This window comes from Pantoea sp. JKS000250 (assembly GCF_003201065.1).
In the GTDB taxonomy this organism is placed as follows: domain Bacteria; phylum Pseudomonadota; class Gammaproteobacteria; order Enterobacterales; family Enterobacteriaceae; genus Pantoea; species Pantoea vagans.
In genome coordinates, this window is the sequence record NZ_QICZ01000001.1 from 1,036,298 (window position 1) to 1,062,275 (window position 25,978).

The following is a 25,978-nucleotide window of genomic DNA, read 5'->3' on the forward strand; positions in this document are numbered from 1 at the left end:
CGCAGATGAGTGAATTCAGGGCAGTAAGAAGTCAACAAAAACGGCGGGATTTCCCCGCCGTTTTTTTACTGCAGTTGTCTGCTACATCTGAATGAGCAGGTCGCGATTAGCGACGGGCCAGCAGCAGACCGAGCACCAGACCGGCAGTTGCGCCAATACCGACGCCCTGCCACGGTTTTTCATGCACGTAATCGTCAGCGCGGTAAGCCGCCTGCTTAGCGCGATAGTAATAGCTATCTGACGCCTGGCTGACACGGGATTTCACATCGTTCAGCGCCTGTTCGGCTTTGCTTTTGAGCTCAATGTATTTCTGATCGGCCGGATCGCCTGATGCCTTAAGCACTTCTTCCAGCGTTTCGGTCAGTAACGCAATATCGTCATCGAGGTTCGTTTCGAATTGATTTGTCTGGTTTACCATCGTTTCCTCCGTGTGAATTGCAAAGCAGTTCATTAACTATAGTCATAATCTGGCGCTCTGCTGTTTTCCTGATCCAGGAATCACCTGATTTTTCATCTGCTAAAGTTGCTCAGCTCAGGCGGTGCACCGTTTCACTGAGCAAAGAAGTGTAAGACGCCACGGCAACCGCCGAATTTCGCTTCGCTTCTTTGATTAATCTGATAAATTTTGTCGGGACTGAATTTTCCAGTAACCCTACTGTCGTACCCCTCTGTTGCCTGTGATTATCGGGCCATAAAAGTGCATTTGGCACAACAGTCACGACACCCTCGAACAGCTAAGGAATGATCTCTGGCATGAATCGAAGAATGTTTATGAAAGCGTCAATGGCCTTCTCCGCCGTCAGCGGCATGACCGGCCTGTCAACGCTGTTTGCGCAATCCGCATGGGCAGAAGATGGCATTGCTGACGGAACCGCCGTACGCTTCGATTTTGACGTACTGAAGAAAAACGCGGCCGCGCTGGCTAAAAAACCCTGGGGCGGTGCACCAGGCGCGCTGCCCGAGACGCTGGCTACACTGACCCCGCAGGCGTACAACGAAATTCAGTATGACGCTAACCACTCGCTGTGGAATAACCTGCCTGACCGTCAACTGGATGTGCAGTTCTTCCATGTTGGTATGGGCTTTAAGCGTCGCATCCGTATGTTCTCTGTTGACGGCGCAAGCCGCGAGGCGCGCGAAATTCATTTCCGCCCCGAGCTGTTCAACTACAACAACGCCCACGTGGATACAAAGCAGCTGGAGGGCAAAACTGACCTCGGCTTCGCCGGTTTCCGCGCCTTTAAAAAGCCGGAGCTGGCCCGTCGCGACATCGTCTCTTTCCTCGGCGCAAGCTACTTCCGTGCCGTTGACGATACCTTCCAGTACGGTCTCTCGGCGCGTGGCGTGGCGATTAACACTTTCAGCAACGGTCAGGAAGAGTTCCCGGACTTCACCGCCTTCTGGTTTGAAACGCCAAAAGCGGAAGATACCACTTTCACCTGTTACGCCCTGCTGGATGGTGCCAGCCTTACCGGTGCTTATAAGTTCATCATTCATTGCGAAGAGAAACGCGTGGTGATGGAAGTAGAAAACCACCTGTTTGCCCGTAAAGAGATCCGTCAGATCGGCATCTCGCCAATGACCAGCATGTTTAGCTGTGGCACCAACGAACGTCGCATGTGCAACACTTACCATCCACAGATCCACGACTCCGATCGTCTGGCAATGTGGACCGGTAAAGGCGAATGGATTGCCCGCCCGCTGAATAATCCGCAGCGTCTGCAGTTCAACGCCTATGAAGATGAGAATCCACGTGGCTTTGGCCTGCTGCAGCTGAATCACGACTTCAAAGATTACCAGGATGTGATTGGCTGGTATGACAAACGTCCGAGCCTGTGGGTTGAGCCGGTCGGCAAGTGGGGCAAAGGCGCGATCAACCTGATGGAGATCCCAACCACGGGTGAAACGCTGGATAACATCGTCTGCTTCTGGCAACCGGCGGAACCGGTCAAAGCGGGTAGTGAGCTGAACTTCTCCTACAAACTCTACTGGAGTGGTCTGCCGCCAGTGCGAAGCGGTCTGGCGCGTGTGGATGCCACCCGTACCGGTATCGGTGGCTTCCCGGAAGGCTGGGCGCCTGGCGAGCACTTCCCTGAAACCTGGTGCCGTCGCTTCGCCATCGATTTTATTGGTGGTGATCTGCAGGCTGCCGCGCCGAAAGGCATTGAGCCGGTGATTACTGTCTCATCCGGCAGCGTGAAGCAGGTTGAAATTCTGTATGTCGATCCGCTGAAGGGATACCGCATTCTGTTTGACTGGTATCCGAACAGTGATTCCACTCAGCCGGTGGAAATGCGTCTGTTCCTGCGTAGCAAGGATGAGACGCTGAGTGAAACGTGGCTTTATCAGTATTTCCCGCCTGCGCCGGATCAGCGCAAATATGTCGATGACCGTCAGATGACGGTGGGTTGATGGAAACAGGCGAGGCTCAGGCCTCGCCTTTTTTATAGCGCAGTTTTCACCATATCAATATGCGGAATGCCATCTTCCAGGTAGCTCTCCCCTGACGCCACAAAGCCATACTGCCCGTAAAAATTTTCCAGATGTGCCTGAGCGGAGAGAAACAGATCGTGACCCGGCCAGTGCAGCTGACAACGGCTGATCGCCTTCTCCATCAGACGGCTGCCCAGCCGCGCACCACGCACCCGATCGGACACAATCACCCGTCCGATTTTTACCGGGCTGGTCTTATCTTCCGGCGAGAGAAGTCGCGCATAGGCCACCAACTGGCCATCCGCTATCCCCAGCAGATGCCGGTTTCCTGCCTGCAAATCTTTGCCATCCACATCCTGATACGCGCACTGCTGTTCCACGACGAACACGGCACTGCGCAATGCCAGTAAGTCATAAAGTTCCCGGGCGGTGAGTTCGCTATGGTGTTTATCCTGCCAGTCAATGTTCATGGTCTCTCCTTGCTAATCACAACACGCTACATCAGAACGGTGTCGCCATCCAGCATCGGCAGGGTTACCTCGTCTTAAAGGTAAAAAAAATCAGGCCCGGAGGCCTGATTCATCAGTTGCAGATACCTGCTTACATCAGCGGCTGAGCCATCTGCACCAGTTTGATCAGCGGCTGCGGGTAAACCCCTAACAGCAGCACCAGAATGGCGGAGATCAGCACGACCACACCACCGGCCGTAAATGCCCAGTTAGCCGGGGTGTCACGGGTATGCAGTTCCGGCGGGCTGAGGTAGAGACTGACCGTCACGCGCAGATAGTAATAGAGGCCAATCGCGCTGCCCGCGACCACGGCACCGGTCAGCCACCACAGGTGAGCACTGACACCTGACGCGATAACGTAGAATTTACCGATAAAGCCCAGCGTCATCGGGATACCTGCCAGCGACAACATCATCACCGTCATGACCGCAGACAGGATAGGACGATGCCAGAACAGGCCACGATAGGAGTAGAGCGAGTCGGCATCCGGGCCACGATACGGGCTGGACATCAGGCTCACCACACCAAAGGCACCCAGGCTGCTGAACAGATAACCCGCCAGGTAAACACCCGAGGTTTCCAGCGACAGCTGATGATCTTTCACCGCAATCAGCGCGACCAGCAGATAACCGAGATGGGCGATAGAGGAGTAACCCAGCAGACGCTTGATGTTGCTCTGCGAAATCGCCATCAGGTTACCGAACAGAATCGACACAAACGCGATCATGGCCAGTACCGTTCGCACCGCTTCGCTGTCGGTCACTGGTGCGTACATAAACAGACGCATGATGACACCGAAGATGGCAATCTTGCTGGCGGTGGCCAGGAAGGTTGAAACCGGTGCAGGCGCCCCCTGATAAACATCGGGCGTCCAGAGGTGGAACGGAACCAACGACAGCTTGAAGCCCAGACCGATGATCATCATGCCCAGACCCACCAGCAGCAGTGGCTCGTGGATCATGCTGTCTGTCAGGCTCTGACCCAGCGCAACGAAGCTCAGGTTACCGGAATCAGCGTAGATCAGCGCAATGCCAAACAGCAGGAACGATGAGGCCGCCGCAGAAAGAATGGTGTATTTCAGCGCCGCTTCCAGCGAGCGTTTCTGGCGGAAAGCGTAACCAATCAGACCAAACAGCGGCAGCGACAACAGCTCAATGCCGATGAACAGCGAAGCCAGATGGTTAGCACTGGCCAGCACGATGCCACCCAGCGCCGCAATCAGCACCAGCAGGTAGAACTCATCTTTGTTGTCCGGGTAACCCGCCAGCCATGGATAGGCAAAGGTACAGGTCGCCAGACTCGCCAGCATTACCAGCGCGGTATAGAACATCGAATAGCCATCGACGCGCAGCAGCGGCGTGACATCCATTGCCCCGACCTGACCGACAAAGTAGAGCGAGAGCAGCGCCAGGTTCAGGCCAACTACCGTTAGCGTGGCGTTAACGAAGTGGTTGCGTCGCCAGGCAATGGACAGCATCACAACCACCACCGTCAATCCGACGATTAACAGCGGTAGCAACGCAATCAATTGGTGAGGAGTTATTGTCATGGCGAATTACGGCCTTGTAGTTGAAATTGAAGCGGTAAACCACTGCTGAATATTGCTCATGGCAGCGTGCGAAGTATCCAGAATCGGCTGTGGATAGACGCCCAGCAGCACCAGCAGCACCACCAGAACACCGATGGTCATAAACTCACGCGGTGACATGCCTGGCAGCGGATCTTTAGATTTCGCTTCGCCGTAGTAAGCGCGCTGCATCATCACCAGCGAGTAGACGGAGGCGAACACCAGACCAAAGGTTGCGATGACAATAATCATCGGCACCACCTGGAAGCTGCCGGTCAGAATCATAAATTCGCCGACGAAGTTACCGGTGCCCGGCATACCGAGGTTGGCAACCGCAAAGAACAGCGACAGGCCCGGAATCCATTTGATGCGCGACCACAGGCCACCCATCTGACGCATATCACGGGTATGCAGACGCTCATACAGCTGACCACACAGAATGAAGAGTGCCGCAGCGGACAGACCGTGTGCAATCATCTGGATCACTGCACCCTGCAGCGCCAGCTGGCTGCCGGTGTAGATGGCAATCAGCACAAAGCCCATGTGCGAAATCGAGGTATAGGCAATCAGACGTTTGATGTCGGTCTGCGAGAAGGCCATCCAGGCACCGTAGAAGATACCGATGATGCCTAACCACATGGCAATCGGCGCAAACTCGGCTGACGCGTTCGGGAACAGCGGCAGGCTGAAACGGAGTAAGCCGTAAGCCGCGGTTTTCAGCAGGATACCCGCCAGGTCAACAGAACCGGCCGTTGGAGCCTGACTGTGCGCATCCGGCAGCCAGCCGTGCAACGGTACTACCGGCATCTTGACCGCAAAGGCGATAAAGAAGCCCAGCATCAGAAGATATTCAACCCCGCTCGACATTGGCGTCTGCAGCAGCTGTTCGTAGTTGAATGTCCAGACGCCGGTCGCGTTGTAGTGAACAAACACCAGGCCCAGAATCGCAATCAGCATCACCAGACCCGAAGCCTGGGTATAGATGAAGAATTTGGTCGCGGCGGAGATACGGGTTTTACCGTCCGATGCTTTATGACCCCAGAGCGCGATGAGGAAGTACATCGGCACCAGCATCATTTCCCAGAAGAAGAAGAACAGGAACAGGTCGATGGAGAGGAACACACCGATTACGCCGCCCAGGATCCACATCAGATTCAGATGGAAGAAGCCCTGATACTTTGAAATCTCATTCCAGGAACAGAGCACCGCCATCAGACCGAGCAGACCGGTCAGCACCACCATCAGCAGCGAAAGGCCATCGATGGCTAAATGGAAGCTAATGCCGAAGCGTGGGATCCACGGAACGGAGAAACTTGACTGCCACTGCGGAATGCCCGCTGCCTGCGTCAGTGAATAGCCTCCCTGCAACCAGAGTTGCAGTGAAAGCGCCAACGTCAGCCCCATGGTGATCAGCGCGATCCAGCGTGGCACCTTCGCGCCAAGGCGCTCAGTGAGCCAGCAGATCAGACCGCCGACGAAGGGTATGATAATTAGCCAAGGTAATAACACGGCACACTTCCCTTTTCTTTGTCTTAGTTCGGGCTATCTTACTTGCCATTTTGATTCCCGGCAGTGCTCGCAATCCTCACATACCTCGGTATGCTCCGGTTGCTGCGCGCTGGCGGTAACCAAACTGGCTGCGACGATAACGCCCTTGCTCAGGACAATTTTTGACATTCTCAATGGGCAGATTAACTAACCTGCCCCGCTCATCAATCTTTAAATCACCAGCAGCAGAGCCAGCACCAGCACGGCACCCACGCTCATTGACGCCACGTACCAGCGCAGGTAGCCATTTTCACTGACCACCAGACCTTTGTTGGCAATGCGTGACAGCAGCGCAGGCAGGTTCATCAGACCATTCAGTGGGTCGCGCTTCAGCAGCCACGCAATACCCAGATAAGGTTTGACGAACACTTTATCGTAGAGCCAGTCGAAGCCCCAGGCCGCAAACCACCAGGTGCCGAAGAAGCGGCCTGGTGCACTGTTTGCGATACGGGTAACCAGCTCACGTTTGCCCAGCCACAGTGCGGCAGCGATCAGAATGCCGACAATCGCGACCACGCCCGAGGTGATTTCCAGTCCCACTTTGCCCGCTTCACCGAACTCATTGGCTGGCAGTACACCCGCCAGCGGTGGCGTAATCAGCGCACCAATAAAGGTGGAGAGCAGCAGCAGCACAATCAGCGGCAGATGATGGGTAATGCCTTTACCGGCGTGTGCATGAATTTTCTCTTCGCCATGGAACACGATGAAGATCATGCGGAAGGTATAGATAGAGGTCAGGAACGCCCCGACCAGACCCGCTACCATCAGATTGATGTGACCGTTAGCCAGCGCACCAAACAGAATTTCATCTTTACTGTAGAAGCCCGCCGTAATCAGCGGCAGTGCCGCCAGCGCCGCGCCACCGACCAGGAAGCAGGTATAGACCAGCGGAATGCTCTTACGCAGGCCACCCATTTTGAAGATGTTCTGTTCGTGATGGCAGGCCAGAATCACTGAACCCGAGGAGAGGAACAGTAATGCTTTAAAGAAGGCGTGCGTCATCAGATGGAAAATCGCCGCATCCCACGCCTGAACGCCCAGCGCCAGGAACATATAGCCAATCTGGCTCATGGTGGAGTATGCGAGAACACGTTTGATGTCGGTCTGCACCAGCGCAGCAAAGCCTGCCAGCACCAGGGTAATTGCCCCAATGATGCCGACCAGATGCAGCACTTCTGGCGTCAGCAGGAAGAGACCGTGGCTGCGGGCAATCAGGTAAACACCCGCCGTCACCATGGTCGCGGCGTGGATCAGCGCCGAAACCGGTGTCGGACCGGCCATCGCATCGGCCAGCCAGGTCTGTAACGGCAGCTGTGCCGATTTACCGACCGCGCCACCCAGCAGCATCAGCGTTGCCCACTGCAGCATATGGTTGTCTGCGGCAAAGTGCGCCGGAGCCAGTTCCATCATCTCGCGGAAATTCAGCGTGCCCAGCTCGTTGTAGAGAATGAACAGACCGAATGCCAGGAAGACGTCGCCGACACGGGTGATGATGAAGGCTTTCATCGCCGCTTTGCCGTTTTCCGGATTGCTGTAGTAGAAACCGATCAGCAGATAAGAACAGAGCCCTACCCCTTCCCAGCCCAGATACATCAGCATCAGGTTATCGGCCAGCACCAGAACCACCATGCTGGCGATAAACAGGTTGGTATAGGCGAAGAAACGGGAGTAGCCCTCTTCTCCACGCATGTACCAGGAGGCGAACATGTGAATGAAGAAGCCGACGCCGGTGACCACCGACAGCATGGTCAGCGACAGGCCATCCAGCGTCAGGTTCACCTTCATATCGAAGTTGCCGACATGCATCCAGGTCCAGAGTGACTGAGTATAAGCTTGCTGACCACTGGCGAAGAACTCGAAACCGATCAACGCCGTCGTCAGTGCTGCCAGACCCACCGATCCCATACCCACCGTGGCCGACAGGTTCTCTGACCAGCGACCGCGGGAAAACGCTAACAGCAGAAAGCCGATCAGCGGAAACAAGACAGTTAAATAGAGAAGATTCATCCGCGCATCTCGCTCACAGTATCAATGTTCAGCGTCTGACGACGACGATAGAGCTGAAGCAGCAGTGCCAGACCAATACTGGCTTCCGCTGCCGCCAGGCTGATAGCCAGGATATACATCACCTGTCCATCGGCCTGACCCCAGTAGCTCCCGGCAACCACCAGAGCTAAAGCGGCGGCGTTGATCATGATTTCAAGGCCGATCAGCATAAACAGCAGATTGCGGCGTATCACCAGCGACGTCAGTCCAAGGACAAACAGCACGGCAGCAAGAATCAATCCATGTTGTAACGGGATCATGCGTTCTCCTTTTTCACCTGAGCGGCGTCAGCATTACGGTTACTCAGGACTTCGCCCTGACGCTCTTCACGACCGATATGGAACGCCACGACCAGACCCGCCAGCAGCAGCATCGAAGCCAGTTCAACCGCCAGCACGTAAGGACCAAACAGACTGATGCCGACCGCTTTGGCGTCGATGATGGTGCCATCAATGCCCTGGTCATTGGCTGTCAGGATGGCGTAGATCATTACCACCAGCAGCAGTAATGAAACGATGCCCGGTCCAATCCATAGCGACGGACTGAGCCACTCACGCTCCTGCTTCTCGGTCTGTTTGCCCAGGTTCAGCATCATGACCACGAAGACGAACAGCACCATGATGGCCCCGGCGTAGACGATGATCTCCAGGGCACCGGCAAAATAGGCCCCCATCGAGAAGAAGACGCCCGCAATCGACAACAGCGAAACGATCAGGTACAGCAACGCATGTACCGGATTAGTGTGGGTAATGACGCGCAACGTCGTCAGCACCGCCACCAGTCCGCAAAGGTAAAACGCAAATTCCATGCCTTGCTCCTTAAGGTAATAAGCCTTTGACGTCGATAGGCTTGGCTTCGTTTTCCGCTTCGCCCTTATCTTTACCGTCAATCGCCATACCTGCCATGCGGTAGAAGTTGTACTCCGGATATTTACCCGGCCCCGAAATCAGCAGATCGTCCTTCTCATACACCAAATCCTGACGCTTAAACTCACCCAGTTCGAAATCCGGGGTCAGCTGAATCGCCGTGGTCGGACAGGCTTCCTCACACATGCCGCAGAAGATGCAGCGTGAGAAGTTGATGCGGAAGAACTCCGGATACCAGCGGCCATCTTTGGTTTCGGCTTTCTGCAGTGAAATACAGCCAACCGGACAGGCAACCGCACACAGGTTGCAGGCAACGCAACGCTCCTGGCCGTCCGGATCGCGGGTTAACACGATACGGCCACGATAGCGCGGTGGCAGATAAACCGGCTCTTCCGGGTACATCTGCGTTTCACGTTTGGCGAAGGCGTGCAGCCCGATCAGCCAGATACTGCGAACTGTCGTGCCGAAACCTACGACAATATCTTTCAAAGTCATTTGTTAACCCCTTACGGCGCTGTGTAGAGAATCACTGCGGCAGTCGCCAGCAGGTTCAACAGCGTCAACGGCAGACACACTTTCCAGCCGAATGACAGCACCTGGTCGTAGCGTGGACGCGGAAGCGCAGCACGGATCAGGATGAACATCATCATAAAGAACGCCGTTTTCAGGGCGAACCAGATGAACGGCGGCAGGAAAGGTCCATGCCAGCCACCAAAGAACAGCGTTACGATCAGCGCTGAAACGGTGGTGATCGCTACATATTCGCCGACAAAGAACAGGCCGAACTTCATACCGGCATATTCAATGTGGTAGCCGTCCGCCAGTTCCTGCTCCGCTTCTGGCTGGTCAAACGGATGACGGTGACACACCGCCACACCCGCAATACAGAAGGTCACAAAACCGAAGAACTGCGGAATGATGTTCCACAGATGTGTCTGGCTGTTGACGATATCGTTCATATTGAACGAGCCCGCCTGCGCTACCACACCCATCAGCGACAGACCCAGGAACACTTCGTAGCTCAGGGTCTGCGCCGAGGCGCGCATCGCACCCAGCAGCGAGTATTTGTTGTTACTCGACCAGCCAGCAAACAGCACCGCGTAGACCGCAAGGCCCGCCATCATCAGGAAGAACAGCAGACCGATATTCAGGTCTGTTACCATCCAGGTGGGCGAAACCGGCACGATAGCAAAGGCCAGCAGCAGTGAAACAAAGGCGATAACCGGCGCAAGGGTAAAGATAAAGCGGTCAGTAAACGGCGGGACCCAGTCCTCTTTGAAGAACATTTTAATCATGTCCGCCACCAGCTGCAGCGAGCCGCCCCAGCCTACGCGGTTTGGCCCGTAACGGTTCTGGAACAGGCCGAGCAGACGACGCTCGGCGAAGCTCATGAACGCGCCGCAGGCCACCACCACCAGCAGAATCACGATGGCTTTAACAATGGCCAGCAGAATGTCGATAACGTCCGGTGTTAACCAGCTCATTGCGCCGCCTCCTGCAGAGTGTCGATTTTACCGTTCGCCAGGAATGGTGGAACGCCCGGCATACCCAGCGGCAGACCAATCTGTCCCGCCTGCAGTGACGCCGAGAAACGGACCGGCAGACGCACTGTCTCACCGGCACAGCTGAACTCCACCGCCGCGCCATTGTTGACGCCCAGTTTTGCCGCATCCTCCGGGTTAATCACCAGCGCAGGCTCAGCCATGCGCTGCTGGAAGACCGGTGAACGCTGTGACATCTCTTCGCTGCCGAACAGCCGATATAAAGGTGCCACGCGCCACTGCGCATCACTGACAAAGGCTTTTGGTACAGTAGTGAACCACGGTAACTCACCTGCGCTGGCTTCAAACAGGCGCACGCCCGGATCGCCATGACGCAATTTGCCGCCCACTTCCGCCTGGAACTTGTTCCACGCCTGCGGTGAGTTCCAGCCTGGTGCCCAGGCAAACGGAATCTGTGAGCGCGGTGCAGAGGGCTGATTGTTACCTTCCATTGAGAAGGCGAACATCGTGTCCTGGTCCTGCGGCTGACGCGGTTCATGAACGCTGATATTCGCGCGCGCGGCAGTACGTCCACTGGCACGGATCGGAGAGCGTGACAGTTTCTGACCACGGATGCGGAAGCTGGCGTCAGGTGCGGCTTCTTTAATACCCGCGAGCTGTGGCAGACGGGTGACTACCGCATCGATCACATGATCGAGCTGCGTCCAGTCCACATGACGACTTTCCAGCGTGCTGTGCAGCGAGTGCAGCCAGCGCCAGCTTTCCAGCATCACAATGTTGTTGTCGTAATAGGCAGGGTCGTAAACCTGGAAGAAGCGCTGAGCGCGGCCTTCATGGTTAATCGAGGTGCCATCACTTTCAGCAAAGCTGGCGGTAGATAACACCAGACCCGCTTTCTCGAGCGTTGCAGTACGCTGATGATCAACCACAATCACGTTAGTGGTCTGAGCCAGTGCCGCATCTACCAGTGCTTTCGGCGCATGGCGATAAAGGTCATTTTCCAGCACCACCAGCGCATCGGCTTCACCGTTGCTCAGCTGCTCCAGCGCCTGCTCCAGCGGATTGCCGCCAATCATGCCCAGGCCGAAGCTGTTCGCGTGACCTGCCAGCAGAGTAATGCCGACATCTGCACCGCGTGCCTTCAGGGCTTTCGCCACGTTAGCCGCGGCTTCAATCACTGCGCTGCTGCCTGAGTGGGTACCGGAGATAATTAAGGGCTTTTTCGCGCCGGCCAGCGCCTGCACGACAACATCCATTTTCCCGCTGAGTTTGCTGTCGAAATCGGTGACCGCAGGTGCAGACTCATCCAGTGCACTGGCGATAGCGAAGCCGAGGCGCGCCTGATCTTCAACCGGCGCACGATAGCTCCATGCCGCGATATCATCCAGACGGGTTTCATCAACGTGGGTAACAAACAGCGGATGTTTGGCGTTCTGACCGATGTTCATGATGGCGGCGATCTGCCAGTCTGCGACTTTCTGCGCAGCGGCCATATCACGCGCTTTGCCTTTCACTGCCTGACGCACAGAGAGCGCCACGCGTGCGCCCACCTGTGTCAGGTCTTCACCCAGCACCAGCACCGCATCGTAGCTTTCAATTTCACGTAGCGATGGCGTATAGATACCGCCCTCGCGCAGGACGTTGAGCATCAGTTCAAGACGAGCCTGTTCGCCCGCTGCCATGCCGGTTGAGAAGTTCTCTGCACCCACCAGTTCACGCAGGGCGAAGTTACTTTCAATACTGGCGCGCGGCGAGCCGATACCGATCACTTTCTTCGCCTGACGCAGCAAATCTGCACCAGCGTTAACCGCCTGCTCTGCGTTCAGTGTGACCCAGTCGTTGCCGCGCAGCAGCATCGGCTGACGTGGGCGATCTTTACGGTTCACGTAGCCATAGCCAAAGCGGCCACGGTCACACAGGAAATAGTGATTTACAGTGCCGTTATAACGGTTTTCGATACGGCGTAACTCACCATAACGTTCACCCGGGCTGGTGTTACAGCCAACGCTGCACTGCTGGCAGATGCTCGGCGCAAACTGCATATCCCATTTACGGTTATAGCGTTCGGAGTGGGTTTTGTCGGTGAAGACGCCGGTCGGGCAGATTTCAACCAGGTTGCCGGAGAATTCGCTCTCCAGCGTGCCATCTTCCGGGCGACCAAAGTAGACGTTGTCGTGCGCGCCGTAGACACCCAGATCTTTGCCATCGGCATAATCTTTGTAGTAACGCACGCAGCGGTAACAGGCGATACAGCGGTTCATCTCATGGGAGATGAACGGGCCGAGATCCTGATTACGGTGGGTACGCTTAGTGAAGCGATAGCGGCGGAAGCTATGGCCGGTCATGACTGTCATATCCTGCAGGTGACAGTTACCGCCCTCTTCACACACCGGGCAGTCGTGCGGGTGGTTGGTCATCAGCCACTCCACCACGCTTTCGCGGAACTCTTTCGCTTCGCCATCATCGATGGAGATGAATGTGCCGTCAGAGGCCGGCGTCATGCAGGACATGACAAGACGGCCGCGGGTATCTTCGGCATTCTGGAATTGCTTTACCGCACACTGGCGGCAGGCCCCAACGCTTCCCAGCGCCGGATGCCAGCAAAAGTAAGGAATATCAAGGCCCAGAGAGAGACATGCCTGTAGCAGGTTGTCCGCTCCGTTCACATCATACTCTTTACCGTCTACATGAATTGTAGCCATAGTGACATGCTTCCGTAAGGCTCGTCAGAGACGAGCGTTAATCATATTCTTGCCCCGACGCACGACATTGTCGGGGCGGCGGCACCAGGCCTGTTCCGTGTGCTGCGGCGAATTACCAGCGCGCTTTCAGCAGGTTTGGCTGGATCCCGCCAATGGCGCGGGTATTGCCAAACACCTGCGGAGCCATGCCAGCTTCAAACTCTTCACGGAAATATTTAATCGCACTCTGCAGCGGCTCAACCGCACCCGGCGCATGCGCGCAGAAGGTTTTACCCGGGCCAAGCTGACGGCAAAGTTGCAGTAAGGTTTCGATGTCCCCTGGCTGACCCTGCTTCTGCTCCAGCGCACGCAGAATTTTCACGCTCCACGGCAGGCCATCGCGACACGGTGTACACCAGCCGCACGACTCTCGGGCAAAGAACTCTTCCAGGTTGCGCACCAGCGAGACCATATTGATTTCGTGATCGACCGCCATCGCCAGCGCGGTGCCGAGACGGCTGCCTGCTTTGCCGATGCTGGCAAACTCCATCGGCAGATCCAGATGCTGGTCGGTGAGGAAATCGGTGCCTGCGCCGCCCGGCTGCCAGGCTTTAAACTTCAGCCCATCACGCATGCCGCCCGCATAATCTTCCAGGATTTCACGCGCGGTGATACCGAATGGCAGCTCCCAGACGCCAGGATTTTTCACCCGTCCTGAGAAGCCCATCATTTTGGTACCGGCATCTTCGCTTTTAGAGATGTTTTTGTACCACTCCACGCCATTGGCCAGAATCGCCGGGACGTTGGAGAGGGTTTCCACGTTGTTCACGCAGGTCGGTTTGCCCCACGCGCCCGCACTTGCCGGGAATGGCGGCTTGGAACGCGGGTTAGCACGACGGCCTTCCAGTGAGTTAATCAGCGCCGTCTCTTCGCCGCAGATATAACGCCCTGCGCCGGTGTGGACGATCAGCTCAAAGTCGAAACCGGTGCCAAGAATATTTTTACCGAGATAACCCGCTTCCGTCGCTTCAGCAATCGCACGGCGCAGATGCACCGCGGCTTCAATGTATTCGCCACGTAAAAAGATATAGCCACGGTAAGCCTTCAGTGCAAAGGCACTGATCAGCATCCCTTCCACCAGCTGATGAGGCATCTGCTCCATCAGCAGGCGGTCTTTATAGGTGCCGGGTTCCATCTCATCGGCGTTACACAGCAGGTAACGGATGTTCATCGACTCATCTTTCGGCATCAGGCTCCACTTCAGACCGGTAGAGAAGCCAGCACCGCCACGCCCTTTCAGGCCGGAATCTTTCACTGCTGCGACGATTTCATCCTGTGACATGCTTTTCAGCGCTTTTTCCGCACCGGCATAGCCGTTTTTGCTGCGGTATTCATCAAGCCAGACAGGTTGCTTGTCGTCACGCATCCGCCAGGTCAGCGGATGGGTTTCAGCAGTACGAATGATCTGTTTAATTGTCATTGATACTGCTCCAGCAAAGAAGGGATGCCTTCCGGCGTCAGATGCACATGCGTGTCTTCATCCACCATCATCGTTGGGCCCTTGTCGCAGTTGCCCAGACAGCAGGTTGGCAGCAGCGTAAAGCGGCCATCAGCCGTGGTCTGACCCGGTTTGATATTGAGCTGCTGTTCCAGTGCGGACTGGATGCCCTGATAACCGGTGATGTGACAGACCACGCTGTCACAGTAACGGATCACATGACGACCCACCGGCTGACGAAAGATCTGGCTGTAAAACGTCGCCACACCTTCAACATCACTTGCCGGGATACCCAGGACTTCGGCAATCGCGTTGATCGCGCCGTCTGGCACCCAGCCGCGCTGTTTCTGCACGATCTTCAGCGCTTCAATCGAGGCTGCACGCGCATCTTCGTAGTGGTGTTTTTCGTGCTCAATAGCGTGATGCTCTTCCGCGCTCAGCACGAAGACCTCGTTAGGGTCGATCGTTTTAATGGCAATGTGTTGATCGTGCATAATTAGCGGTCCACGTCTGACATAACAAAATCGATACTACCCAGATATACGATCAGGTCGGATACCAGGCTGCCACGGATTACGGAAGGAATCTGCTGCAGATGCGGGAAGCTCGGCGTACGCACGCGGGTGCGGTAGCTCATGGTGCTGCCATCGCTGGTCAGGTAGTAGCTGTTGATCCCTTTCGTCGCTTCAATCATCTGGAACGATTCATTGGCTGGCATCACCGGTCCCCAGGACACCTGCAGGAAGTGGGTAATCAGCGTTTCAATGTGCTGCAGCGTGCGCTCTTTCGGTGGCGGCGTGGTCAGCGGGTGATCCGCTTTAAACGGCCCCTCTGGCATATTATTGAGACACTGCTCAAGAATACGCAGCGACTGCCACATCTCTTCCATCTTCAGCTGAACGCGGCTATACGCATCGCTGACGCCGTCGCCGACCGGGATTTCGAAATCGAAGTTTTCGTAGCCTGAATAGGGACGCCATTTACGCACGTCAAAGTCGAGACCCGTTGCACGCAGACCGGCACCGGTCGTGCCCCATGCCAGCGCCTCTTCCATGTTGTACGCAGCCACGCCTTTAGAACGACCAATCAGCACGGTGTTACGCAGTGCAGCTTTGTCATATTCCTTCAGACGCTTCGGCATCCAGTCCAGGAAGTCACGCAGCAGACGCTCCCAGCCACGCGGCAGGTCGTGTGCGACGCCACCGATGCGGAACCAGGCCGGATGCATACGGAAACCGGTAATGGCTTCAACTACGTCATAGATTTTCTGGCGATCGGTAAAGGCAAAGAACACCGGTGTCATGGCACCGACGTCCTGAATAAAGGTGGAGATATAGAGCAGATGGCTGTTGATGCGGAACAGCTCAGAGAGCATGACACGGATCACGTTAACGCGATCGGGCACCACGATACCGGCCAGTTTTTCCACTGCCAGCACGTACGGCATTTCGTTTACGCAACCGCCGAGGTATTCGATACGGTCTGTGTAAGGAATATAGCTGTGCCACGACTGACGTTCACCCATCTTTTCGGCACCACGATGGTGATAACCGATGTCAGGCACGCAGTCGACAATCTCTTCACCATCCAGCTGCAGAATGATGCGGAATGCACCGTGCGCCGACGGGTGGTTAGGCCCGAGGTTGAGGAACATGAAGTCTTCGTTGGTAGTACTGCGCTTCATGCCCCAGTCTTCGGGCTTAAAGGTCAGCGCCTCCATCTCTAAATCTTCTTTCTGCTTAGTCAGCGTGAAAGGATCGAATTCGGTGGCGCGCGCCGGGTAATCCTTACGCAGCGGATGGCCTTCCCAGGTCGACGGCATCATGATGCGGGTCAGGTGCGGGTGGCCATCAAAGGTAATACCAAACATCTCCCAGGTTTCACGCTCATACCAGTTGGCATTCGGGAAAAGACGGGTGATGGTCGGCAGATGCATGTCGTTTTCAGAGAGTGCCACCTTGAGCATGATGTCGCGGTTGCGCTCGATCGACAGCAGGTGGTAGAAAACGGAAAAATCCGCCGCAGGCAGGCCTGCACGGTGGGTACGTAAACGCTCATCCACGCCATGCAGGTCATACAGCATGACGTAAGGCTTGGGTAATTTACGCAGGAACTCGGTAATTTCCAGTATCTGTTCACGCTTAACCCAGACCACCGGAATGCCGGTGCGGGTTGGCTGTACAGTGAAGGCATCCGGCCCAAAACGGTTACGCAACTCGCCGATCACCGGGTCATCAAGGTGATCACGGGTTTGCCATAGAGGCTGAGCGAGATCTTGCGTGGTCAAATCTGTCATACGTTACTCACCATTCCGGCCTGGTCTCAGGCACTCAAATGAAGGCGTCAGGATGGGGCCATGCATTAAATTGTGATGTTCTGCTGCAGGCGCGGTTTTCCATCCATACGGTTTTAAACTTCGTCCGGGCTGCGCAGGTTTGTGACTGCGATGCGCTCTGAGCGTTTTCTTTCACGCTCTGAAGGCATGTTGGCGCGGTAAACGCCCTGGTCGCCAACAACCCACGAAAGCGGACGGCGCTCTTTGCCGATCGACTCCTGCAACAGCAGCAGTGCCTGCATGTAGGCTTCAGGACGTGGCGGGCAGCCAGGAATGTAAACATCGACCGGCAGGAATTTATCGACGCCCTGCACCACCGAATAGATGTCATACATGCCGCCCGAGTTGGCGCAGGCACCCATGGAAATCACCCATTTTGGTTCCAGCATTTGATCGTACAAACGCTGAATAACCGGGGCCATTTTAGTAAACGGCGTACCGGCAATAACCATGAAATCCGCCTGACGTGGCGAGGCGCGCATAACTTCCGCACCAAAACGCGCCACGTCGTGAACCGCGGTGAACGACGTTGTCATCTCTACGTAACAACAGGACAAGCCGAAGTTGTAGGGCCAGAGGGAGTTTTTACGTCCCCAGTTCACCATGTCATGCAGGGCATTTTCGAGTTTGCCCATATAAACGCTGCGATGAACGTGCTGCTCCAGCGGATCGCTGACGATTTCCTGCTTTTGCAGAGGATAACGGTCGTTCTCACCACCGTTCGGGTCTATGCGGGTGAGCGTATAGTCCATCTTATTGCCTCTCTTTTACTGCTTATGAGGATTGGTGTGGCTGACCGTAGTGGTTTTCACCACCACGCGACGACGAGCTGGCGCCCAGTCCAGTGCGCCAATGCGTACCAGATAGACCAGACCCGCCAGGAGCACCAAAATGAAAATTGCGGCTTCCACAAAGCCGATCCAACCGCTTTCACGGATTGAAGTCGCCCATGCGTATAAAAAGAGGGCTTCGACGTCGAAAATGACGAAAAACATCGCAACCAGATAAAATTTCGCCGACAGGCGGATATGGGTATCACCAACGGATTCGATGCCCGATTCGAATGGCGTGTCTTTGTAGCGGGCGCGCGCTCTGCCGCCAAGCAGCCATCCTCCGGTCAGCATGAAAGCACACAGGCCAAAGGCAATAACGATAAATACGATAAACGCCCAGTGCTGAGCGATGATTTCGGTGGTAGTTGACATACTCATTGCTTACTCATCAAAAGTGGCGCTGGCATCCTGCACGCGTTTCCCGCAGCAAACTGACCACATCGATTCAAGGGAAGGGTAAAAACCTTTTAAATGTTGCTGTTATCAGGTAATAAGCAGCCATTTTATGGGGTTTTTTACTCCTTTCTATAACCTTTTGTCAACTTTGACAAAAGTATCCAAACATTATTTCACACCTGCATCATATTATTAACAAATGATGCCCCGCTTTCCAGCTAAATCGCTTCAGTCTGTAGGGTTAATTTTAGTGTAGCGGGTATTCACATGCATGGATCGTGCATTTAACAAACATATTTTGACAGGTATCATCCTGTTTTCCTTCCCCTTCTCAGGGGTATTTTCTTGATCCAGAACACACTTCTGTCCTTTGTGCGCTAATTTTCTCCACTTCAAACAGCGATCCAGAACAAATGATTCGTTTTTTCGGTCTTTACGTTTCAGTTCATTGCAGGATGAAATTATTCAGGAGGGTAACGTCAGGGAGAAGAGCTGGTGAGGAGAGTCGGGCGAGGCGCAGACACAAAAAAGCCTCTCGTTCTGTTCAGGGAATGAGAGGCCTATTTATAAGCGTTTGTTAAGGCAACTATGCCTGTGTTGAGTACAACACGTTAGCGAAATTACTCTTCGTCATCCAGCAACAGCGTACCATCTGGATTATTGCTCAGGTTATACGGGTCGTTGGTGGACTGCATGGCGTTAAAGATAGCCAGTGCCAGCTCATTATCGCTGTCAGGATTGCGGCACAGCAGATATTGCGTATCCGGCAATACCGGCAGCCCTTCCGCCGCACCCATAACACGCAGTTCCGGGCTCATCATCTCTACCGGACGCGCTGTCACGCCCAGTCCCGCTTTCACCGCGGCGCGTACTGCAGCCAGTGTGGAAGCGACGTATGAGATACGCCACGGTATGCCAGCTTCATTGAGATGATCAATCGCCATATCGCGGTAAGGACTTGGCTCATCCAGCAGCACCAATGGAATAGCTTCGCCGCGCTGGAAGATATAATCCGCTGCGCAGTACCACAAGGTAGGTGAAGTACGCAGTACCTGATAGGTAAAGTTACCCGGGCTTGAGGTCGTCACAACCAGGTCCACTTCACCCTGATTGAGCATTTCCATCATAAACGGATTACGTTTAACCCGAACATCGATTGCCAGTTTCGGATAAACCGAGGTTACCCGGTTTAACAGGAAAGGCAGAATAGTGTCAGAGGTGTCATCAGAGGCACCAATGGTCAGCACGCCCTGAATATTACTGTACATCAGCGAAGTGCAGGCTTCGTCGTTGAAACGAAGGATTTTTCTGGCATAGCCTAAAAGCTGGATCCCGTGCTCTGTTAACAGCTTATTACGTCCATGTCTGGCAAACAGCTCTTTACCTACCAATTGTTCCAGACGCTGCATCTGCTGACTGACTGCTGACTGGGTTCTGCAGACCGCTGCAGCGGCCGCTGCAAAGGTATTCAAATCCGCAACGGCAACGAAAGTTCTCAGCAGATCGAGGTCGAGATTGAGTATCGGACGATTTGCATTAGTCATGTTTTTTCTTCACTTATAAGATTTTTACGAACTACTACCCTGGTGTTATTACAAGCTTATCAAAGTGATAAGCAGTAATGGTGCTTAATGACAGTCCTGTGTGAAGACTGACACAAAAAAAATTCATCTGGAACCGGCACTGCTGACTCAACTGAAAGGGTCACGGTGCTCTCAAGACAGATACAACTTCTGAACCGATGGCGCTGGGGTGCGCAAATGCAGGAAGCTGCGTAGTTGTCTTATTCCCACCAGAAATTATCGGGCGGGATAAAAATCGCACTTTTCAGGCCAGCAAGACGAAGCGGCTATGTGCATTAAATAATAAATTATACTTAATCATTTTTGACTTCAAAATGGAAATGATTTTGTGAAAAGCGCTGTAAATTTTGTGCTAAAGGCATTTCCGGACCCTTATGCCACATTATTGATCACTTTTTAAGCCTTCAGCGTTCCGAAATTTAGTGAAGAAGTGTTAAGTACTGCTCACAATCCTGATAAAAGCGTGCCAGAAACACCTCTTCATTTGGTACTTTTCCGGCGATCACAAGGCCTTAAACAGGCCACTCTTAAGCAGTGTTAAGGCGTAGTCGTTGCACGCGTCATAAAATTGTCCACAAAGTGAACGTTTATAAAATATCCTTTAACTATTTACCTGAGTGTATATTTCAGGTGCAAAGAAAAGCGTCCTTTCCATAACGTTCATATTTCATTTCACAATACCCAAGCCATATGTTGTCTCAGCCCCGCTTTAGATAGTTTAAAATATTCCTATATGCATCATTTCTGGTTTTATCAACCGCATCATGTACTGGTAAATATTTTTTACGCTACTCACCGTCTAAAAAGTTGTCGAACCCGCCAAAACGGGGCGGCACCCTTCATTTGTGAGCGGCAGGAGAGTACATTGTGCTGGTTCGATTTCAGTGGCAGCCAAAAAGGATTCTGCCCGTTAAGGCGGTAACAATGACTTTTCAAATAGATAAATCCGGAAAACTCGATAACGTCTGTTATGACATCCGTGGCCCGGTCCTGAAAGAGGCGAAGCGCCTCGAAGAAGAAGGCAATAAAGTTCTTAAGCTGAACATCGGCAATCCGGCGCCGTTTGGTTTCGAAGCACCGGATGAGATTCTGGTCGATGTGATTCGTAATCTTCCCAGCGCTCAGGGCTATTGCGACTCCAAGGGTCTCTATTCCGCCCGTAAAGCGATCATGCAGCACTATCAGGCGCGCGACATGCGTGATGTCACGGTAGAAGATATCTACATTGGCAACGGCGTTTCAGAGCTCATCGTGCAGGCGATGCAGGCGTTACTGAACAGCGGCGACGAAATGCTGGTGCCAGCGCCTGACTATCCGTTGTGGACGGCTGCGGTTTCCCTTTCCAGCGGAAAAGCGGTGCACTATCTGTGTGATGAGTCAGCAGGCTGGTTCCCTGATCTGGATGATATCCGCAGCAAGATCACCCCGCGTACCCGCGGTATCGTGATTATCAACCCGAATAACCCGACCGGTGCGGTCTACAGCAAAGAGCTGCTGTTAGAGGTGGTTGAGATTGCGCGTCAGCATAACCTGATTATTTTTGCCGATGAGATCTACGATAAGATCCTTTACGACGAGGCACAGCACCACTGCATCGCAGCCCTGGCCCCCGATCTGCTGACCGTGACCTTCAATGGCCTTTCTAAAACCTATCGTGTAGCCGGTTTCCGTCAGGGCTGGATGGTACTGAACGGGCCAAAGAAACATGCGAAAGGCTACATTGAAGGGCTGGAGATGCTCGCGTCTATGCGCCTGTGTGCCAACGTACCGGCCCAGCATGCCATCCAGACGGCGCTGGGCGGCTACCAGAGCATCAGCGAATTTATCATGCCTGGTGGTCGTCTTTATGAGCAGCGCCAGCGTGCCTGGGAATTGATCAACGATATTCCCGGCGTCAGCTGTGTGAAGCCGCAGGGCGCGCTCTACATGTTCCCGAAAATTGACGCCAAAAAATTCAATATTTTTGACGATCAAAAAATGGTGCTGGATTTTCTGCTTCAGGAGAAGGTGCTGCTGGTACAGGGTAGCGCGTTCAACTGGCCATGGCCCGATCACCTGCGCATTGTTACGCTGCCTCGTGTGGATGATCTGGAGATGGCGATTAATAAATTTGGTCGCTTCCTGCAAGGCTATCGCCAGTAATCACGCCCGCGTATACTGACGCTATTTGGGGAGAGCCTGTCTCTCCCCTGCCTGCTAACAGGAACGCTCATGACACAAAGCCACTTCTTTGCTCACCTCTCCCGTCTTAAGCTGATCAACCGCTGGCCACTGATGCGCAATGTGCGTACCGAGAATGTTTCTGAACACAGTCTGCAGGTCGCCATGGTGGCGCACGCGCTGGCCGTCATCAAAAACCTTAAATTCAGTGGCTCGCTTAACGCCGACCGCATCGCCATGCTGGCGCTTTATCATGACGCCAGCGAAGTGCTCACCGGCGATTTACCCACCCCGGTTAAGTATTACAACGCACAGATTGCCCACGAATATAAGAAAATCGAGAAGATTGCCCAGCAGAAACTGATTGAGATGCTGCCTGAAGAGTTTCAGGCGATCTATCGTCCGCTGATCGACGAGCATCTGCATAGCGAAGAGGAGCAGGCCGTGGTGAAACAGGCAGATGCACTCTGTGCCTATGTAAAATGTCTTGAGGAGCTGTCTGCCGGCAATAACGAATTTCTGCTGGCCAAAGCGCGGCTGGAAAAGACCCTGGCACAGCGGCGTTCGCCAGAGATGGATTACTTCGTTGAGGTGTTTATTCCAAGCTTCAGCCTGTCGCTGGATGAAATTTCGCAGGATACACCACTGTAAACCCGACGGCATGGCCGCCGGGCGGATCTTTAAGCCTGCTGGCTGAAGGTAAAGCTGCCGTCAGACTCACGGGTGACAACCAGAGACGCCAGTGAGTCGAGCCGAAGCGCCACCTCATCCAGCCGTGGTGTCTCTGCCGGGGCGTTGATGGCAATCACCGCACAGCCGGCGTTCAGGCCGGACAGAATACCGGCGGGTGCATCTTCTGCTACCACGCATGACGTCGCCGCTAACCCCAGCCTCTCTGCACCAAGCAGATAAGGATCGGGCTCAGGTTTGCCTTTAGCGACCTGCTCAGCGGTAATGAAGACGGCGGGCTTCGGTAATCCTGCGGCTTTGTGACGAGCATGAGCGACCGGCACAGAACCTGAAGTGACGATCGCCCAGGGAATCTGCAGTTCGTTCAGCCGGTTCAGCAGCGCATGGGCACCTGGCAGCGCCTGCACACCGTCGGTGTCTGCCGCTTCAGCCTGCTCCAGCGCGACAAACTCCGCCTGAATAGCCTCTTCCGACTGGCCTGCCATGAAATGACGCAGAGAGGTAATCGCCTGTTTGCCATGGATGAAATCCAGGATCTCATCAGCGTCGATACCATGACGGGCACCCCACTGGCTCCAGGCTCGTTCAACCGCTGGCAGTGAGTCCACCAGCGTGCCGTCTAAATCAAATAGAAAACCTCTGTAGGTCACGCGCTCCTCCTCATCAGGCATTAATCACTTGCGCAATTTCGTTTGCACTTAAATGGTACTGGCGCGGACAAGTCTGCCACAAAGCTAACATGCGTTGATACTTTTCCCACATCGGAGTCTGCGCGTTAAAACCGTGGGTACCGGAATCAAAGTGGGTATAACGCCCTTCGGTATTGACCATAAAACGGACGTAACCCAGCAGGCGTGCTTCCGTTGCTGCATCAAAGCCCAGAAAGGCGAGACGGCGCTCTTCCAGCTGACCTTTATCCTTCAGGTTTGACCAGGAGACGTGGAGCGCATGATGCATTTCCATTATATCGATCACGGTCCGGCAGATCGCTTCACTCAGTTCGCCAAACTCTTTATCCAGCTCGCGCATCTGCAACGCATAACCGCGTTCGATAATGGTCTGGTAACGGCGAAAACGTTCTGCATTTTCCGGCTCAAGCATGGCCATGATTTTGTACTGGTTGGTAAGAATCAGACGCTGCGCATGGGTCATTTCCATCATTCACTCCCGGTCAGAGACCGCTCAGTTAATCGACAATGGAGAAATGATTGCACAGCGTTAGCGACACGGAAATCGCCGTATCGCCTTTCTTTGATTTGGCCGCAGGTTAGCGGTAATTATTTTACCGCCAGCCCGGGAGGAGTCAGAGATCGTCCAGGAAAGTGCGGTCGAGTTGTTTAAACGCCCGCTTAAGCAGATCGGCCAGCGCCTGATAGGTCGGCTTGCCTTCAACCGGCGCTATCGCCTGCCCCGCTTCTTCCAGCCGGGCACGCACTTCATGAAACCAGTTAAGCAGCGTCGGCGGCAGCGGCGTGACTGAACGCTTGCCCAGCCACCACAATCCCTGCATCGGCAGGCTGCAGGCAAACATCGCCGTCGCCACGGCAGGACCTAACTGACCGCCCATCGCGATCTGCCAGGTCAGCGTAAAAATCGCCAGCGGTGGCATAAAGCGAATGGCGAAACGCGTTGCTGATGAAACGCGGTTTTCTGGGAACACCGGGGCCAGGCGCTTATCAGCAGGCCAGGTCTTCATATAGTGCTGGCCGCGCTGAAACATCCGAAACCAACTGGTACTGCCAGATTCATTCGCCATGGCTCACCTCAACTAATACTGCAAAAATTAAAAAATAGTTATAACCACACAACTTTACGTAACATCCTTCAATTATTTTTGTCTTTAAAGATGACTCCAGCTATTCTGACGCCGTTTTAACACCTTTCCGCACGCGGGATGCGCCGTTGGGAAGAGGCCTGAGCCATATTTCGACAAGGCAATCTTCAAATTTTCGCGTAAGATTGCTGAAATTTTTTGCGGAAATGCAGGTTTCTGTCTACCGCATGATGTTTGTCATTAATCTACCAGCTTTCATGGGCTACGCTGTTAGTCTGATTGCGTTTTATTTAGCCACTCTCAAAAAATAGGTACTTCCATGTCGAGTAAGTTAGTTCTGGTTCTGAACTGTGGCAGCTCTTCCCTGAAGTTTGCCATTCTCAACCCTGCCAGCGGTGAAGAGTTCCTGTCAGGCCTGGCGGAATGTTTCCACCTTCCTGAGGCCCGCATCAAATGGAAGCTGGAAGGCGAAAAACAGGAAGCGCCTCTGGGTGCTGGCGCAGCGCACAGCGAAGCGCTGAACTTTATTGTTAAAACCATTCTGGCACAAAAACCTGAGCTTTCGGCACAAATTGCTGCAATCGGCCATCGTATCGTTCATGGCGGCGAGAAGCTGACTCAGTCAGTCATCATTACTGAAGACGTGGTACAGGGCATCAAGGACGCCTCTTCTTTTGCACCGCTGCACAACCCGGCTCATCTGATCGGTATTGATGAAGCGATGAAAAACTTCCCACACCTGTCAGATAAGAATGTCGCGGTATTCGACACGGCTTTCCATCAGACAATGCCGGAAGAGTCTTACCTCTATGCGCTGCCGTACAAATTATATAAAGAGCATGGCGTTCGTCGCTATGGCGCGCATGGCACCAGCCATTTCTATGTGACTCACGAAGCCGCTAAAATGCTTAACAAGCCGCTTGAGTCACTGAACATTATCACCTGTCACCTCGGTAATGGTGGTTCAGTTTCTGCTATTCGTAACGGCGAGTGCGTAGACACCTCTATGGGTCTGACTCCGCTGGAAGGTCTGGTGATGGGAACCCGCAGTGGCGACATCGATCCGGCCATCATCTTCTTCCTGCACGATACGCTGGGTATGAGCGTTGACGCCATCAATAAACTGCTGACCAAAGAGTCTGGCCTGTTAGGGCTGACCGAAGTCACCAGCGACTGCCGCTACGTAGAAGACAACTACACCACCAAAGAAGATGCGAAGCGCGCAATGGATGTCTTCTGTCATCGCCTGGCGAAATATATCGGCAGCTACACCGCGCTGATGGATGGCCGTCTTGACGCCGTCGTGTTCACTGGCGGCATCGGTGAAAACGCCGCGATGGTCCGTGAACTTTCACTGAAAAAACTGGCACTGCTGGGCTTTGACGTCGACCACGAGCGCAACCTGGCAGCCCGTTTCGGCAAATCAGGCTACATCAATAAAGAAGGCACCCGCCCGGCGCTGGTGATTCCGACCAACGAAGAGCTGGTCATCGCCCAGGACGCCGCGCGTCTGACTGCGTAAAACACTTCTCTCCGTCAGCTCAGGCTGACGGAGTT

General features: G+C 54.3%; 23 protein-coding genes. 4 read left to right on the forward strand and 19 right to left on the reverse strand.

Going from position 1 to position 25,978, the window contains the following annotated elements:
- Positions 1-106 precede the first annotated feature (106 nt).
- Positions 107-418, reverse strand: coding sequence for a stress response protein ElaB (elaB, locus tag BY447_RS04925; RefSeq protein ID WP_013358566.1), 312 nt, complete (start codon positions 416-418; stop codon positions 107-109).
- A gap of 335 nt (positions 419-753) precedes the next feature.
- Here elaB and BY447_RS04930 point away from each other — a divergent pair, with 335 nt between their 5' ends.
- The gene (locus BY447_RS04930) at positions 754-2,412 is read left to right on the forward strand and encodes a glucan biosynthesis protein D (protein ID WP_013358567.1); all 1,659 of its coding nucleotides are present in this window, start codon (positions 754-756) and stop codon (positions 2,410-2,412) included.
- Positions 2,413-2,444: 32 nt separating this feature from the next.
- Here BY447_RS04930 and BY447_RS04935 read toward each other — a convergent pair whose 3' ends face one another.
- The 15 genes from BY447_RS04935 to lrhA all read right to left on the reverse strand — a co-directional run bounded on the left by BY447_RS04935 (position 2,445) and on the right by lrhA (position 19,758).
- Entirely contained in the window at positions 2,445-2,903 is a 459-nt protein-coding gene (locus BY447_RS04935; RefSeq protein WP_110330674.1) for a GNAT family N-acetyltransferase, read from the reverse strand.
- 130 nt (positions 2,904-3,033) lie between these two features.
- On the reverse strand, positions 3,034-4,491 hold the full coding sequence (gene nuoN / locus BY447_RS04940) for an NADH-quinone oxidoreductase subunit NuoN (RefSeq protein WP_110330675.1): 1,458 nt from the start codon (positions 4,489-4,491) through the stop codon (positions 3,034-3,036).
- Positions 4,492-4,497: 6 nt separating this feature from the next.
- Entirely contained in the window at positions 4,498-6,018 is a 1,521-nt protein-coding gene (gene nuoM, locus BY447_RS04945; RefSeq protein WP_033733363.1) for an NADH-quinone oxidoreductase subunit M, read from the reverse strand.
- Between the two features lie 210 nt (positions 6,019-6,228).
- Complete coding sequence (gene nuoL / locus BY447_RS04950; protein WP_061063000.1) at positions 6,229-8,064, reverse strand: NADH-quinone oxidoreductase subunit L; 1,836 nt, start codon at positions 8,062-8,064, stop codon at positions 6,229-6,231.
- Positions 8,061-8,363: an NADH-quinone oxidoreductase subunit NuoK gene (gene nuoK, locus BY447_RS04955; RefSeq protein WP_003854236.1), complete on the reverse strand. Its 303-nt coding sequence runs from the start codon at positions 8,361-8,363 to the stop codon at positions 8,061-8,063. The genes nuoL and nuoK overlap by 4 nt, the downstream gene beginning before the upstream one ends.
- Positions 8,360-8,911: an NADH-quinone oxidoreductase subunit J gene (nuoJ, locus tag BY447_RS04960; RefSeq protein ID WP_003854237.1), complete on the reverse strand. Its 552-nt coding sequence runs from the start codon at positions 8,909-8,911 to the stop codon at positions 8,360-8,362. The genes nuoK and nuoJ overlap by 4 nt, the downstream gene beginning before the upstream one ends.
- Positions 8,912-8,921: 10 nt before the next feature.
- On the reverse strand, positions 8,922-9,464 hold the full coding sequence (gene nuoI / locus BY447_RS04965; RefSeq protein ID WP_003854239.1) for an NADH-quinone oxidoreductase subunit NuoI: 543 nt from the start codon (positions 9,462-9,464) through the stop codon (positions 8,922-8,924).
- Positions 9,465-9,475: 11 nt separating this feature from the next.
- Complete coding sequence (nuoH, locus tag BY447_RS04970; protein WP_003854240.1) at positions 9,476-10,453, reverse strand: NADH-quinone oxidoreductase subunit NuoH; 978 nt, start codon at positions 10,451-10,453, stop codon at positions 9,476-9,478.
- Positions 10,450-13,173: an NADH-quinone oxidoreductase subunit NuoG gene (gene nuoG / locus BY447_RS04975; RefSeq protein WP_110330676.1), complete on the reverse strand. Its 2,724-nt coding sequence runs from the start codon at positions 13,171-13,173 to the stop codon at positions 10,450-10,452. The genes nuoH and nuoG overlap by 4 nt, the downstream gene beginning before the upstream one ends.
- A gap of 112 nt (positions 13,174-13,285) precedes the next feature.
- Positions 13,286-14,626, reverse strand: coding sequence for an NADH-quinone oxidoreductase subunit NuoF (gene nuoF / locus BY447_RS04980; RefSeq protein WP_175501446.1), 1,341 nt, complete (start codon positions 14,624-14,626; stop codon positions 13,286-13,288).
- Between the two features lie 2 nt (positions 14,627-14,628).
- Positions 14,629-15,144 (reverse strand): NADH-quinone oxidoreductase subunit NuoE, encoded by a 516-nt coding sequence (gene nuoE / locus BY447_RS04985; RefSeq protein WP_033783731.1) that lies wholly within the window; start codon positions 15,142-15,144, stop codon positions 14,629-14,631.
- 2 nt (positions 15,145-15,146) lie between these two features.
- Positions 15,147-16,946, reverse strand: a complete 1,800-nt coding sequence (nuoC, locus tag BY447_RS04990) for an NADH-quinone oxidoreductase subunit C/D (protein WP_013358573.1) — start codon at positions 16,944-16,946, stop codon at positions 15,147-15,149.
- A 113-nt stretch (positions 16,947-17,059) separates the two neighbouring features.
- Positions 17,060-17,737, reverse strand: coding sequence for a NuoB/complex I 20 kDa subunit family protein (locus BY447_RS04995; RefSeq protein ID WP_013358574.1), 678 nt, complete (start codon positions 17,735-17,737; stop codon positions 17,060-17,062).
- 15 nt (positions 17,738-17,752) lie between these two features.
- Entirely contained in the window at positions 17,753-18,196 is a 444-nt protein-coding gene (locus tag BY447_RS05000) for an NADH-quinone oxidoreductase subunit A (protein WP_010258058.1), read from the reverse strand.
- 638 nt (positions 18,197-18,834) lie between these two features.
- Positions 18,835-19,758, reverse strand: coding sequence for a transcriptional regulator LrhA (gene lrhA / locus BY447_RS05005; RefSeq protein WP_013358575.1), 924 nt, complete (start codon positions 19,756-19,758; stop codon positions 18,835-18,837).
- A gap of 963 nt (positions 19,759-20,721) precedes the next feature.
- On the opposite strand from lrhA, the gene BY447_RS05010 reads away from it, so the two are divergent.
- On the forward strand, positions 20,722-21,939 hold the full coding sequence (locus BY447_RS05010; RefSeq protein ID WP_033733369.1) for a pyridoxal phosphate-dependent aminotransferase: 1,218 nt from the start codon (positions 20,722-20,724) through the stop codon (positions 21,937-21,939).
- A gap of 69 nt (positions 21,940-22,008) precedes the next feature.
- Complete coding sequence (gene yfbR, locus BY447_RS05015; RefSeq protein WP_013358577.1) at positions 22,009-22,608, forward strand: 5'-deoxynucleotidase; 600 nt, start codon at positions 22,009-22,011, stop codon at positions 22,606-22,608.
- 29 nt (positions 22,609-22,637) lie between these two features.
- Here the strand turns inward: yfbR and BY447_RS05020 are convergent, their stop codons facing one another.
- From BY447_RS05020 to yfbV, 3 genes are all read right to left on the reverse strand, one after another.
- On the reverse strand, positions 22,638-23,297 hold the full coding sequence (locus BY447_RS05020) for a sugar phosphatase (protein ID WP_110331912.1): 660 nt from the start codon (positions 23,295-23,297) through the stop codon (positions 22,638-22,640).
- A 13-nt stretch (positions 23,298-23,310) separates the two neighbouring features.
- Complete coding sequence (locus tag BY447_RS05025; RefSeq protein WP_033783734.1) at positions 23,311-23,805, reverse strand: YfbU family protein; 495 nt, start codon at positions 23,803-23,805, stop codon at positions 23,311-23,313.
- A 145-nt stretch (positions 23,806-23,950) separates the two neighbouring features.
- Positions 23,951-24,403, reverse strand: a complete 453-nt coding sequence (yfbV, locus tag BY447_RS05030; protein WP_033783735.1) for a terminus macrodomain insulation protein YfbV — start codon at positions 24,401-24,403, stop codon at positions 23,951-23,953.
- A 337-nt stretch (positions 24,404-24,740) separates the two neighbouring features.
- Between yfbV and ackA the strand changes: the two genes are divergently transcribed.
- Complete coding sequence (ackA, locus tag BY447_RS05035) at positions 24,741-25,943, forward strand: acetate kinase (RefSeq protein WP_033733374.1); 1,203 nt, start codon at positions 24,741-24,743, stop codon at positions 25,941-25,943.
- Positions 25,944-25,978 lie beyond the last annotated feature (35 nt).